Origin of the sequence: Bacillus infantis, from assembly GCF_050107595.1 — a bacterium.
Classification (GTDB): domain Bacteria; phylum Bacillota; class Bacilli; order Bacillales; family Cytobacillaceae; genus Bacillus_AB; species Bacillus_AB infantis_C.
On the sequence record NZ_JBNILH010000016.1, the window covers coordinates 57,564 to 74,370 of the forward strand.

Annotated in this window: 15 protein-coding genes; 4 read left to right on the plus strand and 11 right to left on the minus strand. The window is 46.7% G+C overall.

Annotation, left to right across the window (positions count from 1 at the left end):
* Window positions 1–157: 157 nt before the first annotated feature.
* Window positions 158–2,386, minus strand: a complete 2,229-nt coding sequence (locus ACQCVH_RS23890; RefSeq protein ID WP_426838113.1) for an RNA degradosome polyphosphate kinase — start codon at window positions 2,384–2,386, stop codon at window positions 158–160.
* A gap of 286 nt (window positions 2,387–2,672) precedes the next feature.
* Here ACQCVH_RS23890 and ACQCVH_RS23895 point away from each other — a divergent pair, with 286 nt between their 5' ends.
* Entirely contained in the window at window positions 2,673–3,578 is a 906-nt protein-coding gene (locus ACQCVH_RS23895) for a Ppx/GppA phosphatase family protein (protein ID WP_426838115.1), read from the plus strand.
* A gap of 125 nt (window positions 3,579–3,703) precedes the next feature.
* Here the strand turns inward: ACQCVH_RS23895 and ACQCVH_RS23900 are convergent, their stop codons facing one another.
* The 9 genes from ACQCVH_RS23900 to ACQCVH_RS23940 form a co-directional block, all read right to left on the minus strand.
* The gene (locus tag ACQCVH_RS23900) at window positions 3,704–3,979 is read right to left on the minus strand and encodes a YokU family protein (RefSeq protein WP_426838116.1); all 276 of its coding nucleotides are present in this window, start codon (window positions 3,977–3,979) and stop codon (window positions 3,704–3,706) included.
* Window positions 3,976–5,391, minus strand: a complete 1,416-nt coding sequence (gene kamA, locus ACQCVH_RS23905) for a lysine 2,3-aminomutase (RefSeq protein ID WP_426838118.1) — start codon at window positions 5,389–5,391, stop codon at window positions 3,976–3,978. The genes ACQCVH_RS23900 and kamA overlap by 4 nt, the downstream gene beginning before the upstream one ends.
* Before the next feature lie 131 nt (window positions 5,392–5,522).
* Window positions 5,523–6,905 (minus strand): sigma-54 interaction domain-containing protein, encoded by a 1,383-nt coding sequence (locus ACQCVH_RS23910; RefSeq protein WP_426838119.1) that lies wholly within the window; start codon window positions 6,903–6,905, stop codon window positions 5,523–5,525.
* A 52-nt stretch (window positions 6,906–6,957) separates the two neighbouring features.
* Entirely contained in the window at window positions 6,958–7,824 is an 867-nt protein-coding gene (ablB, locus tag ACQCVH_RS23915; protein ID WP_426838120.1) for a putative beta-lysine N-acetyltransferase, read from the minus strand.
* Window positions 7,825–7,901: 77 nt separating this feature from the next.
* Window positions 7,902–9,323, minus strand: coding sequence for an aldehyde dehydrogenase family protein (locus ACQCVH_RS23920; RefSeq protein WP_426838121.1), 1,422 nt, complete (start codon window positions 9,321–9,323; stop codon window positions 7,902–7,904).
* 100 nt (window positions 9,324–9,423) lie between these two features.
* Window positions 9,424–10,683: a peptidase gene (locus ACQCVH_RS23925; protein ID WP_426838123.1), complete on the minus strand. Its 1,260-nt coding sequence runs from the start codon at window positions 10,681–10,683 to the stop codon at window positions 9,424–9,426.
* Window positions 10,684–10,704: 21 nt separating this feature from the next.
* Entirely contained in the window at window positions 10,705–11,367 is a 663-nt protein-coding gene (locus tag ACQCVH_RS23930; RefSeq protein ID WP_426838125.1) for a 3-oxoacid CoA-transferase subunit B, read from the minus strand.
* The gene (locus ACQCVH_RS23935; protein ID WP_426838126.1) at window positions 11,352–12,044 is read right to left on the minus strand and encodes a CoA transferase subunit A; all 693 of its coding nucleotides are present in this window, start codon (window positions 12,042–12,044) and stop codon (window positions 11,352–11,354) included. Before ACQCVH_RS23935 ends, ACQCVH_RS23930 begins: the two co-directional genes overlap by 16 nt.
* The gene (locus tag ACQCVH_RS23940) at window positions 12,041–13,420 is read right to left on the minus strand and encodes an aspartate aminotransferase family protein (protein WP_426838127.1); all 1,380 of its coding nucleotides are present in this window, start codon (window positions 13,418–13,420) and stop codon (window positions 12,041–12,043) included. Before ACQCVH_RS23940 ends, ACQCVH_RS23935 begins: the two co-directional genes overlap by 4 nt.
* A 139-nt stretch (window positions 13,421–13,559) precedes the next feature.
* Here ACQCVH_RS23940 and ACQCVH_RS23945 point away from each other — a divergent pair, with 139 nt between their 5' ends.
* From ACQCVH_RS23945 to ACQCVH_RS23955, 3 genes are all read left to right on the plus strand, one after another.
* Window positions 13,560–13,826: a YuzF family protein gene (locus ACQCVH_RS23945; protein WP_426838129.1), complete on the plus strand. Its 267-nt coding sequence runs from the start codon at window positions 13,560–13,562 to the stop codon at window positions 13,824–13,826.
* Between the two features lie 138 nt (window positions 13,827–13,964).
* Window positions 13,965–14,357 carry a hypothetical protein gene (locus ACQCVH_RS23950; protein ID WP_426838131.1) on the plus strand — a complete coding sequence of 131 codons (393 nt, stop codon included), beginning with the start codon at window positions 13,965–13,967 and terminating at the stop codon, window positions 14,355–14,357.
* Window positions 14,358–14,653: 296 nt separating this feature from the next.
* Window positions 14,654–16,219, plus strand: coding sequence for a methyl-accepting chemotaxis protein (locus ACQCVH_RS23955; protein ID WP_426838139.1), 1,566 nt, complete (start codon window positions 14,654–14,656; stop codon window positions 16,217–16,219).
* Between the two features lie 47 nt (window positions 16,220–16,266).
* Here ACQCVH_RS23955 and ACQCVH_RS23960 read toward each other — a convergent pair whose 3' ends face one another.
* The gene (locus ACQCVH_RS23960) at window positions 16,267–16,437 is read right to left on the minus strand and encodes a YjcZ family sporulation protein (protein WP_009795448.1); all 171 of its coding nucleotides are present in this window, start codon (window positions 16,435–16,437) and stop codon (window positions 16,267–16,269) included.
* Window positions 16,438–16,807: the final 370 nt, after the last annotated feature.

The following is a 16,807-nucleotide window of genomic DNA, read 5'->3' on the forward strand; positions in this document are numbered from 1 at the left end:
ATAATAAGCGCCGGCTGAACAGCCGCACACTAAAATTCAATCATTATACCGTCTATAATAAAGGATGCCTGCCCGTTCGTCCACAAAAGAGAGCCCCTCACCGGCAGCAGCTGTCTGGAGAGCAGGCAAGCTCAGTCACCCTGCGAAAAGCCCTTTGCTATCTGTTAAGCAATGGAATAAACTCCTTCAGCTTCAGTAAGTAAGATTCTGTGAGTGAAGCCTGCCTTGGACGATGTGCAGGGGGATAGCTGTCTGCCTCCTTCGCCAAAAGCTTAAATTGGACAGCTTCCTCACCTAACTGCTGCTGGCTGTTTATACGGCCTTCAATACCTTTCCGGTCCACATAGTGATAATGTCCATTATGGTCCTGTTCCCTTGCTTTACAGTTATCCTTTAACATAAGCTCAAGTACATTATAAACCCGCGCTTTAAGCCGTTCCTCCAGAATGGGGAAAAGTATCTCAACCCGGTTTTCCATGTTACGGGTCATCCAGTCTGCCGAAGAAAGGTATACCCTCCTGGCTTCTTGATGATTAAAATAAAAGATTCTTGTATGCTCAAGGAATGTACCGACAATACTGCGGACCTTTATGTTTTCACTGACACCTTCAATGCGGGGCCTTAAGCAGCAGACCCCCCTGATGATGAGGTCTATCTTCACCCCGGCAATCGAGGCTTCATACAATTTTTTAATGATTTTCTTGTCAGTCAAAGAATTCATTTTTGCTATGATTCTTCCATTCTGATGTGTCCTGTGAAATTCAATTTCCTGGTCAATGAGCGTGATGAAAGTATCTCTGATCCCGAAAGGTGAAACAGATAACTGTTGATAGGAAGGCCTCTCCATATAGCCGCTTAAATAATTGAAAAAGTTAATGGCATCTTCTCCAAGCTGATTATTGCAAGTAAGCAGCCCCATATCTGTATAAATCCTTGCTGTTGCATCATTATAGTTTCCTGTCCCCAAATGCACATATCTCTGAATATTCCCTTTTTCCCGGCGGATTACCAGTGTGATTTTGCTGTGCGTCTTCAGATGTGTCATGCCATAGATCACATGACAGCCCGATTGTTCCAGTTCCTTTGCCCACTGTACGTTGTTTTCTTCATCAAACCTGGCCTTCAATTCCAACAGCACGGTTACTTGCTTCCCATTTTCGGCCGCTCGCTTCAAGCTTTCGATGATCGGTGAATCCCCGCTGACCCGATAAAGGGTCTGCTTGATTGCCAGAACATCTTTATCCTCTGCGGCTTCCCTCATGAATTCCACAACAGGCTCAAAGGATTCGTATGGATGATGAAGCAGGGCGTCCCTTCTCCGGATTTTCTCAAAGATTCCACCCTCACCCTCTAAATCCTGCGGAGGCTGGGGAATAAAGGATCTCGCCGCCAAATGCTCATGGCTGCCCTGAATTTTTTTAGAAAATGAAAATAGGAAAGTAAGATCCAGGGGGGCTTCGACAGAATAGATGTCCTTCTCATGTATTTCCAGCTCTTTCCTTAAAAATTCAATGACCTGACGGCTGTTTTCGGCCTGCTGATACTCCAGCCGGACAGCTGCACCTCTTTTCCGTTTTTTAAGCTCTTCTTCTATTTCCTGCAATAAGTCTTCCGCTTCATCCTCATGGATGGTCAGATCGGCATTGCGGGTGATCCGGAAAGGAGTGGCAGAGCGTACATTATATCCAGTAAACAGTTTGTGGATGCAATTGATAATGACCTCTTCCAATAGCACAAACTTCCTGCTCCCGCCTTTTTGGGGAAGCTCCACCAGCCGGTCGATCACAGATGGAACCTGTACGATGACAAGTTTTCCGTCAATGCCCAGATGCTTCTTCTTATCCGGGAATTTCTCTTCTATAATTACAGCTAAATTCAATGATTTGTTTAACAGCATCGGGAACGGGCGGTAGGCATCTATCGCCATGGGAGTCAGAACAGGATAAACATATGCTTCAAAGAAGTTTTCCAGAAAAGCTAAATCCTTTGAAGAAACATCTTTTATTCTGGATATTTCTACCTGCTCTTTTGTTAATAGGGGGGTAAGCTCATTGCAATATATTTCATCTTGCTTTTTAACAAGTTCATGCGTTTTTTCGGAAATAGCGTTCAGCTGTTCCTTGGGAGTCAGCCCCGCTTTATTTTCCGGTTTATTGAAACCTGCCTTTAGCTGATCCAGCAGCCCCGCTACTCTAACCATGAAAAACTCATCCAGGTTTGAACTAAAGATTGATAGGAATTTGTATCTTTCCAATAAAGCGTTCTGATCATCTTCCGCTTCTTCCAGCACTCTATTATTAAAATCCAGCCAGCTCAGTTCTCGATTATTGTAATAGGAAGGATTGTCCAGATTAGAAATATCAGATTTCTCATGGTTTATGTACATGGTTCTACATCCCCTTCTGCAATCTTCGACAAGGTTAAAATTAACAAATCAGGGTGTAAATAACTAGATTGATAATGTTAAGTTTTGTAAAGATGGCCAATCATTCTTGAGACCTGAAGAGTGGCACTAAATATTGCATCTTTCTATTATGCTGGCGAGTGCTCTTTATCACTGCTTTTTCAACACATTTCCTTCTCACTCCCTATATTTACAATAGCTTTACATTCCCTGCATGAATTTTCATATAGAATAGATTAATAAAAGTCATCAAAGGAGTGTCCTTTTCTTGAACAACCAGACAATCGCCCTGATCGATTTAGGGTCCAATTCCATTCAGCTGGCCATTTATGATGTCAATGAGGATCTTCGGATTTTTCATGAAGAAGAGCGGGTCAAGGTCGCTGCAAGGCTTATCAATCATTTAAATGAGCAGGGCTTTCTGACAAAGGAAGGCATCCAGCTTATCATCACCATCTTTAAGGAGTTCCAAAAAACCGCTGAAAAATACGGGACAGGCCTTATCACCGGTTATGCTACTGCGGTTATCCGCAGTTCCCTTAATCAAGAAGAGGTGCTGGCTGAAATTTATGACCAGACTGGCATATCCATATCTGTAATAAGCGGCTATGAAGAAGCCTACTATGGCTATCTTGGTGTGATTCATTCAATGGATGCAGAAGATGGAATAACCTTGGATATCGGAGGGGGGAGCACGGAAGTCACCCTTTTCAGAAACCGGAAACTAATCCAATCCCACAGCTTTCCTTTCGGCGCAGTTAATTTACATGAAGCCTATACAAAGGGCAAGAGAGCGACTGCTGACCAAATAAGTCAATTGCGCCAATATATCTTGAAAAGCCTCCAGACCCTCTCCTGGCTGAGGGACACAGAGCTTCCCATTATAGGGATCGGCGGAAGCGCAAAAAACCTGTCCAGAATACATCATGCGAAATTTGGAGGTCCGGAAATGAAGCTCCATGAAATAAGCAGCATCTTCTCGGAGCTATCCTCATTGGATGTAAGTGAGCGTTCAAAGATAAAGGGATTGTCTAAAAAAAGAAAAGATATCATCCTCCCGGCCATTGGGATCGCAGGACTGCTGATGGAGACTGTACGGTCTCCCTATTTCGTTTATTGCGATAAGACGGTCAGGGACGGGATCATGTATAACATGCTTGAACAGAATCAGTAATTGCATGCATGGCTTTCACATGCCAGCAGCCTCTTTTTGGATTATACCGCCATGGGTCCGCACGAATCAGCAGATTTCCATGCAAGTCAAAAAGGCCCATTCAAGATGGGCCTTTTTGCTGTCTCTTAATCGAATTTGAAATAATTCCTCTTCAGGAGCTTGGGTTTAGCCATCAATTGTTCATAAGTAAGTGTTTTTTCGATACTTTTCGTATCTATTAAAAAGAGCTGGTCTTCTATCTGTTCAATCACCTTTTCTTCCTGATAAATCATTCCGCATCCCCGGCAGACAATGCAGGGTGTTTCTCTTATCTCAATCCCTTTTGTGCCATCCGGCAGTTCCCAGAAGACGGAAGTTGTTTGCCTTGCAGTTTCATCAGATGAGCACCAGTCACAATTCATGATTTTTCCTCTCCCTTCTCCTGCTGTCCCCATTTCTTCATCTGCGCTTCAAATTTTTTATCTTTCAATTCATCGCGTTTTTCCCGTTTATCCTTAAGGGAATGGTGCCCCGGATCCTGCTGGTACTCTTCCCTGCGGTCCAGCCTCCGCAAGCCTTCAGGAACAAGATTGAACTGTGAATCGTTCATGAGTGCAGATATTCCTGTATTGCTTTTCTTCTGATCCATATCAGGATAAATTCTTTTAAAATAGTCCTCTGCCCTGCCCGGGACATAGTTTTCGGGTTCAGGATAGGAGGTTATGACTCCTTCAAAATTGCGAAGCACTGTCTTTTCCGCGCTTTGGGAAATCAAATAATTCGGCTGCAGCGCAATCTTCCCCCCTCCGCCAGGTGCATCGACGACAAAAGTAGGTACGGCGTAGCCTGATGTATGCCCCCTCAGTCCTTCAATAATCTCCAGTCCTTTTGAAACAGGAGCCCTGAAGTGGCCGATGCCTTCTGATAAATCACACTGATATATATAGTAAGGACGCACTCTGATCTTTACAAGGTCGTGCATGAGTTTTTTCATGATCGGAACACTGTCATTGATGCCCGCCAGGATAACTGCCTGGTTGCCGACAGGCACTCCAGCATCGGCGAGCATTTCGCAGGCCTTCTTTGCTTCTTCGGTAATTTCAATACTCGTATTGAAATGAGTGTTCAGCCAGATCGGATGGTATTTTTTTAAAATATTGCATAGATTCTCTGTTATTCTTTGCGGAAAAACGACCGGAGCCCTGGTGCCGATCCTGATGATTTCCACATGATCGATTTCACGCAGATTTCTCAGTATATATTCCAGGATTTTATCGTTGATTAACAGTCCATCTCCTCCTGAAATGAGCACATCACGGACTTCAGGTGTATTCCTGATATAAGCTATCGCATCGTCCAGCTGCTTTTTAGGAACGCCCATGCCGATCTGGCCGGAGAATCTTCTTCTTGTGCAATAGCGGCAGTACATGGAGCATTGATTGGTGACAAGGAACAGAACGCGGTCAGGATAGCGGTGCGTCAATCCAGGCACAGGCGAATCTTCATCTTCATGGAGAGGGTCTTCCAGGTCATATTTCGTTTTGTGGATTTCCTGAGAAATCGGGACAGACTGCATCCTGACAGGACAGCGGGGATCATCAGGATTCATCAGGGATGCATAATACGGTGTAATATTCAATGGGATTGTTTTAGTTGAAATCTTTACGCCCTCTTCTTCCTCAGCTGTCAGATTAATGACTTTTTTCAAATCTTCCAGGTTCCTTATCGTATTGGTCAGCTGCCAAAGCCAGTCATTCCATTGCTCTTCTGTTACATCCTTCCAAAGCTCTATATCCTTCCAATGGCGGTCTGCTTTATATAAGTCCAGCTTCATTTTGAATTCCTCCCAGCTAATGGTAAATAAAGTTTGCAGCTTCCTCATACAGTATTACATGCAATTTCCATGCCAGTTGTTAATCCTTATGCACAGCTGCAGGAGAGGGAGAAAAACAAAAAAAATGCCGGTTAATCGGCATTTCCCAGTTGATGCTTGTGAATCTTATATTGAAGTGTCTGCCTCGGGATGTTCAGGAGCCTGGCAGCCTGCAGGATGTTCCCGCCTGTCTCGGCTATAGCAGCCTCAATGATTTCTTTTTCTGCTTCCTGCACACGATCTTTTAAGGAAGAAGCCTCTGTCTTGCTTCCGCTTTTGGCACTCGCCTGTTTCAGCATGGCTGGCAGATCTTCTACAGTGAGCTCGCTGCCCTCAGAAACATTGACCATATACTCAATCGTATGCTTTAATTCCCTCACATTTCCCGGCCAGTGATAGCTGCTGAAGAACTTTGCAGCAGAAGTGCCAATCTTTTTTACATCTTTCCCGAGCTTCCTGTTAAAGGACTCGAGGAAATGGTCTGCCAGAAGTTCTATATCCTCAGGTCTCTTTCGGAGAGGAAATAATTCGAATGTGAACACATTGAGCCGGTAATAGAGGTCATGCCTCAGTATCCCCTCCTCCATGGCCTCATGCGGGTGTTTATTCATGGCCGCGATGATTCTGACATTTGTGGCTATGTTTCTGGACCCGCCGACGCGCCTGACTGATCCGTCCTCAATCACCCGCAATAGCTTTGCCTGCAGCAGCGCAGGCATTGTATGAAGTTCATCAAGGAACAGCGTCCCCCCATCTGCCAGCTCGAACAGCCCCGGCCTTTCTACTGCTCCCGTATAACTCCCCTTCGCTGTACCGAAAAGAATCCCTTCAAGGAGGGTCTCTGGAATAGCAGCACAATTCTGCGCTATGAAAGGCTTCTCCCTTCTGGGTGATGCATGGTGGATTCCCTGGACGAACAGCTCCTTGCCGCATCCGCTTTCCCCAAATACCAGGATGGGAGAAGAAGAGTCAGCAAGCTTTAAAGCTTCCTTCTTCAGCTTCATAAAGCCCGCATTGCCAGTAAGCAGATCAGCCAGCGTATAAACCGTGCTTCCTGCCGGGCGCAGCTTCCTTTCGCTTGGCATGCTTGCTTTCTGAAGATCCAGAAGCCTTTCGGACAATATCTTCAGGCGCGAATAGTCCTTTGCAATCTCCACAGCCCCTACAAGCTCTCCTTCTACAAAAATGGGAAGGGTGGTGTTCAGCGTTTCAATCCTTTTGCCATGGAGGTTGATATAGCTTTGGGACTGGTCGTATATCGGCTGTTTGGTTTTCATTACCTGGAGGAGGGTGCTTGACTTCAAGCTTAAAGATGGAAAGCTTTCAAGCAGCGGCTTTCCAAGCACCTCATCGACCCCCATAGCATCATGCAGAGCAGCAACTTCATTATAAAAAATAGTGATCCCGTTTATATCCACAGCATGAATGCCTTCGTCAATTCCCTTCAAAATGGCTGTAAGCACTTGTTCTTTCATATATCCAACCCCCTTATTCAACTATATGAAGAGGTGCCGGAAAATTGTCAGTCTATTGCCGGAATTTTGGCATTATGGCCAGGTTTTTCACCCAGATGTTCATATCTTCAAGCTTATCAAAAATATAACAGTTATTGGCCAGCCTGCCCCTGTAGCTGTATCCATGCTGATATAGGGCTGCATTCATTCCATATGAAAGGCTTCTTGCAATGGAATACGCACAAAAGATACCTTGGCGGATAAGCTCTTCCTCAAGCTTGGCAATCAGTATCTTCATTAATCCATGCTTCCGGAAGTCAGGCAGAGTAGCGCAGTCTGTCAATTCAGCATTTCTGTAGAAGGAATTGATTTCTGCAGATGCCGCACTTACAATCTTCCCTTCGTATTTCACTCCGAAAAATAAAGTGCCGCTTTCCATCGACTTTTCGATATATTGGGGGTCATCCATGGGTACGGGGTATATCTGGAATACCGCTTTATACAGCTCAGCCAAAGACTCGGCATCTTCCGGCTGGAAGCGGACAAGCCGGAATGGCTTCTCAAGAACGGAATCAATCCCGGTTCTTTCAAGCCTGCGGACCTTTTCTGCGACCTCATCCTCCTCAGCCCAGTGCGGATTGGTTCTCCTGCTGCTCTTATAATACTTGGACATGAAATAAGCATCAGACCCTAAAAAATAACCGTCGATCTTGCCTTCCGCCTGGAAGCCGTTCTCCAGATAAAAATCTGCCTCCTCAGCCCTGGCTTTAACAATCATTTTTTCTGCCTGGATCTCTTCTCTTAAACCATAAGCAAAGGCAAGTGCATCCCCGTGGTTTCCAAGAGTGTCATCCACCCTGATTCTTTTGTTATAAGGATCAATGAAAACCTCAAGAGAGAATGTCTCCTTCCTGATCATTCTTACTGATGACTGCTCCATATTCTTCACCCCTTTAAATAAAGGGGTCACTCGTCCGAGCGCCCCTTCGCTTTATAACCATCCCGTCTGTTGAAAGGCTATTCATATTTAATGCTGACAAGCTTAAGTTCAGTCATTTCCTCGACGGCATATTTGATCCCTTCCCGGCCGGTACCGCTCAGCTTTACTCCGCCATATGGCATATGGTCAACACGGAAGGTTGGAAAATCATTGATCATCACGCCGCCCACTTCCAGCTCGCGTGCCGCCTTCAGCGCGGCATTGATATCCTTTGTGAAGATACCTGCCTGGAGCCCATATTGGGAATCATTCACAAAACCGATCGCTTCATCAATATCTGGAAAGCGGTTGATATGGACAACAGGGGCAAAAGCCTCTTCACAGGAAATTTTCTGTTCTTTATCTACGTCAAGCAGCACTGTCGGCTGAAAAACAGAGCCTTCTCCGCTCCCGCCGAGAGCAAGCTTTGCTCCCCCGTCCACGGCGCTTTTCACCCAGGATTCCGCCCGGTGGGCATCATCTTTTGAAATCATTGCAGAGACATCTGTCGTCTCATCCAGCGGATCTCCTGCCTGAAGCTTGCCGGCTTCATGGACAAACCTTTCAGTAAAATCTTCAAAAATGTCTTCATGCACATATATCCGCTGCACAGAGATGCAGACCTGGCCCTGAAAGGCAAAGGCCCCTGATACAATTCTCGGGACTGCTTTATCAAGATCGGTATCTTTATCCACAATGACAGCGGAGTTTGAGCCCAGCTCGAGGGTCACTTTTTTCAGCCCGGCGTTTTCTCTGATATAGGTGCCTACTTCAGGGCTTCCCGTAAAAGTGATCATCTTGATCCTTTTGTCAGAGAGGAAGCTGTCGCCGATTGTTTTTCCGCTGCCTGAAATAACATTGAGTGCACCGGCCGGCAGCCCGGCACGATGGAAAATATCAGCAATCTTATAGGCGCTCAGAGGCGTCTGGCTTGCCGGCTTCAGGACAACTGTGTTGCCGGCCGCAATCGCCGGTCCGACCTTATGGGCAACGAGATTCATAGGGAAGTTGAAGGGCGTAATCGCTCCAATGACCCCGAGCGGCTCTTTTACCGTGTAGGCAAGACGCCCCTCGCCTCCAGGCGCTGCATCCATCGGGATGGTTTCACCATACAGCCTTCTGGCTTCCTGTGCTGAAAATGCATATGTCGTGATGGTCCTTTCCACCTCTGCACGTGCTGCTTTTAACGGCTTTGCTGCTTCCTGCGAAATGATCCTTGCACACTCCTCTTTTTCTTCCTTGAGGATTTGAACTGCATTCTCCAGAATCTCAGCCCTTTTATGCGCAGGCAATCCGGCCATCATTTTTGATGCTTTCTCTGCAGAAGCGATGGCTGCCTCGATTTCTTCGCTTCCAGCCGCTGCCACATCTGCCAGCTTCTCCTGATTATAAGGGCTTCTAAGCTCCCTGTATTCACTTCCCGATTCAAAACTGCCATTGATCCATAAATCCTGCTTCATATTTTTACCTCCTAAAGACAATGTTACTTAAGTATAAATTCTCGTGCCGAAAAATCCCATCAATCCGCCCCTGCTGTCCATTGGAACTCCTTCACCGACTTCACCCACACCACTCTATGATGCTTTCGGCAATGATCTCTGCAGCCTTGAACATTTCGTCCAGGGAGATGGATTCATCCGCTTCATGAGCTGCCTCCGTCGTTCCAGGGCCAAAAACGACAACAGGCGTCCCGCCGGCCTTTGAAAGGATACCGCCGTCTGTCCCCCACGGAGATGACTCTATCAGCGGCTTTTCTCCTGCGACCTTTTCATAGCTTGCTGATATTATGTTCATGAGGGGATGGCCAATATCCAGATTCCCAGGCTGCCATCTCCCGCCAAACCACTCGACCTTGCAGGGATTTTCCCTGAACCACTCATCTTTTTCGGATAGGGAGCTTAATGCCGCTTCCAGCTCTTTTTCTGCCATTTTCATATTTTCTTCAGGAGCAACTCCAATCCTGCCTTCGATGACGGCGGTATCTGGAACAGAGGATGGCCACTCCCCGCTGCTAATTTTTCCGATGTTGATTGGAATCGGGATAGGTATTCCTTTATATAAAGGATCTGTAATTCGTTCATTCCTCTTTTTTTCGAGCTCTTGGAGTGTAGCGATAACTGTGATGGCCTTTTCAATCGCACTGACACCTTCATATCGTGTGCCGCCATGTGCAGCACGGCCTTTGACTGTAATCCTGAACCACATAGAGCCCTGCTGTTTTGGGAAAAGCTTCATATTTGTCGGTTCAGGGATAATCGCTCCGTCTGCTTTGTAGCCCCTGATTACAGCCGCAAGCGTTCCGGCCCCCCCGCTTTCCTCTTCTATAACACTCTGAAAAATGACATCTCCCTTCAATTTCTTTCCCGACGCTATCAAGGACTCAAGTGCCAGCAGAAGGGATACTGTCCCGCCCTTCATGTCGGTCGCCCCCCTGCCATATAGCCTGCCGTCCTTAATATTTCCGCCGTAGGGATCATATTTCCAATCATCCCTGCTACCCTCAGGCACCACATCGATATGGCCATTTAAAATGATGCTTCTGCCGCCTCCGGTCCCCTTCCAGACCCCCACTACATTCGGGTTGCCGCTGAAATCCCTTCTGTCAGAGCAGAATAGGGGATGTGCAGGGAGCTCATCTTTGCCGATTTCCCATATATCCAGCTCAAGCCCCATTTCCCGGCACTTCTCGATGATTACAGCCTGGGCACCGTCCTCATTTCCCCTTGTGCTCTGTTCCTGGACAAGCCTTTGTAGAAGTCTGATTCCTTTGGACCGGTTTTTGTTCAGCCATTCTTTTGCTCTTCCATCACTCTCACTCAATAAAACCGCCTCCCCCGCCTGCTAATCTAGTATTCTCATGTTCTCCGCCAGCTGCAGCCTGCAGCCTGTCTTGCTCTTTACTTCCTCCACTGAATAGGGAGCAAATAGCTCCTTCAGGACCATCCCTGTTTCCGTAATTTCAAACACAGCCATTTCGGTTATCACAAGCGATGCACAGGTAGGCGATGTCAGCGGGAGTGTACAATTTTCAAGGATTTTCGGCTGGCCGTTTTTATCTGTCTGATTCATGACAACGATGACTCTCTTTGCTTTCTGTGCAAGCTCCATCGCTCCTCCCATCCCCGGTGCTTTCCGGCCGGGAACGATCCAGTTCGCCAGATCTCCCTTCCCGCTGACCTGAAGTGAGCCGAGAATAGTCAAATCAACCCTCCCTCGCCTGATCATCCCGAAGGCAATGGTGCTGTCACAATACGAGGCACCTTTTATGATTGTGACCGGGAAGCCGCCCGCATTGCATAGATGCGGATCTTCCTTGCCTTTAACCGGGCTTGGCCCCATCCCTGTTATTCCGTTTTCTGCATGAAACATAACACTTATTGATTCCGGCAGAAAGTCAGGCACAAGGGAAGGAATGCCGATTCCCAGGTTCACAATCATTCCGTCTTTTATTTCTTCAGCTGCCCTCTTTGCAATCTTCTTGCGGTTATCTATTCCCATGCCCATTTCCAGTTCACTCCCTTTGAAGGAACAACATAATCCACAAATACCCCCGGCGTCATAACCTCATCCGGATCAATAGCGCCCAATGGGACGATTTCCTCCACCTCGGCAATCGTTTTATTCCCTGCCATGGCTGCCAGGGGGTTTGTATTACGTGCACTTTTGTCATAAATTAGATTGCCGAACGGATCCGCCTTTTTGGCATACACAATTGAAATGTCAGCAGTGATCGCCGTTTCAATTAGATATTCTTTTCCGCTGATGTTATGAGTTGCCTTTCCTGCTGAAACCATCTCATTTGAAATGCCGATATCGGTCAATATTCCGGCAATGCCAACACCGCCAGCCCTGATCCTTTCAGCAAGCGTTCCCTGGGGAGAGAATTCCACTTCGAGCTTGCCTTCATTCATCAGGCGGCCTGCCTCAGGGTTAGAGCCTATATGTGATGCAACCAATTTCTTGACCCTTCCCAATGTAACAAGCCTCCCTGCGCCTATATGGGGAAATCCGGCATCATTGCAGATAAGGGTGATATTTTTTGTCCCCTTTTGAATCAATTCCTCAATAAGGGCCGGCGGCGTACCGATTCCACCGAATCCTCCAGCGATAATGGAAATGCCATCATGAAAATGATTCATTGCCTGTGCTGCTTTCACAATTTTATTAAAAGAGCTGCTCATGAGCCTCCTCCCTTCAGGCTTTCCTGTTCAATGATTCTTTGGAATGCGGACAAAGCCTGGTCAAGGAGCGCTGCCAGTTCGTCCAGCTCCTCCAAAGTGATGTTTAAAGGAGGTGCAAGGATGACGGCATCCCCATGGATGCCGTCTATCCCTGAACCGGCGGGATATAGAAGTATGCCCTGCTCCTGGGCGGCATTGACAAGCCTTTGTGCCGCCATCTGGCACCGGCCGAATGGGACCTTGGCCGCTTTGTCCTTAACCAGCTCTATTCCCAGAAGCAGTCCCTTCCCCCTGATGTCGCCAATGAAGCTGTACTTCTTTTCCAGCCGGCGGAGATGGTCACACAGGTACTCTCCTTTCCTGCCCACCTCAGGTATAATCTGCCTTTTTTCCAGATATTCCAGTACTGCCAGGGAAACGGCGCATGATTGCGGATTGGCGCTCAATGTATGGCCGCTCATGATTGACTTTGAACCTTCCATAATGGGCTCCATTATTTTATCGGAGACAACGGCTGCTGCTATCGGGGCATAGCCGGCCCCCATGCCTTTGCCAAACGCGGCGATGTCCGGCTGGATGCCCCAGTTTTCGCAGGCAAGCACCTTCCCTGTCCGCCCAAATCCCGTCATGACCTCATCGGCTATAAATAAAATTTCGTGTCTCTCGCAGATCTCTTTTATGACTTTATAGTAGCCGTCCGGAGGGGAGATCGCCCCTCCTGCTGCCCCGATGACCGGCTCTGCAATAAAAGCTGCAATCTGCTCAGCTCCCATTCGTTTAATCGCCGTTTCGAGTTCTGCTGCGCACAGATGTCCGCATTGAGGTGCCTGCAGCCCATATGGACAGCGGTAGCAGTATGGCGGATGAACGGCAGGAAAATCCTCCAGAAGAGGGACAAATCTTGCCCTCCTGCCCGGATGGCCTGACATGGAAAGCGCCCCTAATGTGATGCCGTGATAGCTGACCCATCGGGATAAAATTTTTGTTTTCGTTTTTATCCCTTTTTCCTGCCAGTATTGGATGGCTATTTTCATCGCAGTTTCTGTGGCCTCTGAGCCGCTGTTTACAAAAAATGACCAATTCAGGTCACCCGGAAGAATTTCTGCTATTTTCCTGGCAAGGTTCTCCGCTGCATCGCTGGTGAATTGGGATCTGTATACAAATGAAACCTTTTTAGCCTGTTCCATCATTGCCTCGATCACTTCTTCATTTCCGTGCCCGATGTTCGCTGTCACTGCTCCTGAACAGGCATCCAGATATTTCTTTCCTTCTTTGTCATATAAGTAGATGCCTTTGCCCCGTTCAATCATTGGATATTCGGCATCCAGCATAGGCTTTATCAAAAACGACGGCTGATTCAATGTCGCTTCCCCCATTCAGTCACTTGTATCGCGTGTGCTGCCCCGCTCGCTTCATTATATGAATGTCCATCGGGAATCTTTCTGAATAAATTCCCCTCGGCACCTGAAGCCCGGCCAGTGCATATTGTTAACTGAACAGGAGGAGATGCAAAAAATGCAGTATTATAGAAACCACATGCCTGCTGATGTTAATATGACGGGCACCCAGCACATGCAGGCGCCCGCCCCCGTTTTTCATTTTGATCCTTATGTCTATCAGACTCTTCAAAGTGTAATGGGCAAAAACCTTGTTGTCGAAACGGTAAAAGATACATTGCGGGGAAGGCTGATGGATGTAAAGCCCGATCATATAGCTGTTCAATCCGGAGATGAAATCTTTTTTATCAGAACCGCTCAGATTGTGACAATTATGCCTGATTGAGCGGAAGACCGGGAAGTCATGTTAAGGTGCATGGCTTCTTTTTTTATTTTATATCAGCTTGGACATGTCATTTAAATTCCCCATCCGGGGTAAGAATAGAAAAAGAAAGCAGCGTTCAGATTTAAAGGAGGAATGTGCATGGCCTTGAAAAAAGTCCTGATCGCGGCGAGTTTATTTTTATTCTTGATTACGGGATGCTCAACACCTTCCTACTACACGTATGAAGGAAAAACCGAGAACTGGGACGGTAAGATGGAAATAAAGGCAGACGAAACAATCAGCGAGGCTGCAATCATTCTTAAACTGATGTATAACGGAGAAAAAATCCAGGAAGAAAAACAGCTGACTCTTTCAGTTTCACTTCCAGGCCATTCAAAAGCAGCCTATCAGACCGATTTTTCAAGCAAAGAAGGAGCAGCAGTTGAACATGTCTTTGAACATGTCAAATTCCCTGCTGACATGGAAGAAAGTTACACAGTTCTGATCCAGCTCGATGACAAACAGGAAAAACTTGAACTCACAATGAAATAAGAGAATAACCCGCTGGAGATTTTTTTCAGAATTTCGCTAATTTTTGCAGAGTCTCCCTTTAAAACCTGCTATAATTTTCTATATTGGCAGACTTTTGATCTATCAGCCTGAAAAGGTCTTTTTACCTAGGGGGAGCGTTCACCATGAAAAAAGTGATTTCATATTTTAAAACGATCAGAGGGAAGGTCAATCTATCCTTCGGGATATTGCTGATCGTCATTGCTGCGCTATCTGCAGGATCTATTTTAAGCATCCACAATCTGAAAGAAGAAACGAATTATATCATCGGGCATGATATGGAATTCCACAAACAGCTGCAGCAAATGTCCAAAGCCTTCTCAGATATAGAAACTGGGGAACGGGGATTTGTCATCACAGGTTCAGAGTCGTTTCTTGCTTCATATGGGAATGGCAAAAACATGGTTGACAACAATCTGAAGACGCTCAAGGAACTGAGTGCCGGCAGCAAAGCAATAATGGAAAAGATCACTGAAATTGAAACTACATATAAAGAATGGCTCGTTTGGATTGATACTGTGATTGAAACACGCAGGGACTTTTCAAAAGAAGAGGCTTCTCAGCTTGTTGAATCGGCAAAAGGCAAAGAATCAATGGATAAGCTTAAGAGTCAGATTCAGTCTTTTGAGGAAGATGAGCTAAAGGCTTCCGAAGATAGGATCGCTCAACTGAACAGCCAGGTATCAGCTGCCCAGACCGGCACCATTGTCCTTGCCATTGCGGCACTTTTGCTTTCGGCACTGTTTGGCTTTACATTATCAAGAAATATTAAACGGAGCTCAAGTGCAATCAGCCGATCTATGATTGAGATCGCCCAGGCAGGCGGAGACCTGACGAAAAGGATCGAGGTAAAGTCCAAAGATGAGCTGGCAAAGCTGGCTTCTGATGCCAACTTGCTGATAGAAGGAATTGCGGGACTGGTAAGGGAAGTATCCTCCCTTGCCGACAATGTTTCTTCCAGCAGCCAGGAGCTGTATGCTTCCAGCGAGGAAACATCCAAAACAATTTCACAGATCGCAGCCAGTGCAGGCCACATAGCCAGCGGTTCAGAAGAAACCTACAGTAAAATGTCTGCTTCCCTTATCGCAATGGAAAAACTTAATCAGGCAACAGCATCCCTACATGAGAGTGCAAATTCAGTTAGCTCAGCTTCTCAATCCATGCAGCTGGCAGCAGATGAGGGGCAGCAGAATGTCCAGCTCGCCTCTGATAAAATCAGGTTGATTGAAAAAAGGATGCAGCAGAATACAGAGCTGATCGAAGCACTTGGAAGAAAATCGGCTGATATCAATTCAATTATCAGTACAATTTCAGAAATCGCCGATCAAACAGGCCTCCTTTCACTCAATGCAGCCATTGAAGCTGCCCGTGCAGGAGAATCAGGCAAAGGATTTGCCGTGGTAGCCGATGAAGTCAGGAAGCTGGCAGAGCAGTCCCAGCAGGCAGGCAAGCAGGTTACAAATATTGTCGGCTCCATTCAGGAGGAAATTACTAAGATTATAGCCGGGAATCAGCAAGGTGCAGAGGAAGTGAAGCAGGGCGTCGCCATCTCAGAGTCAACGAAAACCTCTCTTAAGAAAATCAGGGGCAAGGCTGAGGAAACAGCCGGACATATTGAAAAGATGACATCTGAAATATCTGCGTCCCGCAGCCTTTCAGAAGAAGTGACAGCCGCTTTTGATTCAGTTTCAGCCATTGCCAGGGAAACAGCAGCCAGCACTGACTCTTCCGCTGCTGCAGCTGAAGAAGGTTCTGCAGCAATGTCCCAGATAGCCGGCTCCTCAGAACAGCTGTCAAGTCAGGCAGAGCAGCTGAGAGCTTTGGTTTCAAAATTCAAAATCTGAATATCCGCAAAAGGAAAAGGATTGCCGCAAAGGCAATCCTTTCCTTTTTACCATTTACCGTAGCAGCTTGCGCCGATGATAATCAACAGAATGAACAGAACCACTATTAACGCAAACCCTGCATATCCGCCTTGCGCTCCTGCAACCGGATAAGCCGGATATCCATATCCTCCGCTATAGCACGGATCACACCCGTAGCCTGAGTACCCATAATTCATTTCGAATCACTCCTCGTTTTCTCTGTTTCTCTTTCCATATCACCATATGTATTAGGTGCTTGACCTGTATGTGCATTCGCCCAAATTATTCATAAAACTAAAAACACAGCCCAGCCTGCTTAAAAACCCCTTTTAAGAAAACATCCATTGAGTTATTATAAAAAGAAAAGCGGAGGCGACTGTTCAGGTGCGACAATCATAAGGCGCTTTGGAGTTGAAGGCGTTCTTTGCCTTCGGGTCCAGAGTGACTTATGACTCGAGCACCTAGGAGCCGGAGCTGGACAAAAAGAAAAGCGGAGGCGACTGTTCAGGTGCGACAAGCATAAGGCGCTTTGGAGTTGAAGGCGTTCTTTGCCTTCGGGTCCAAAGT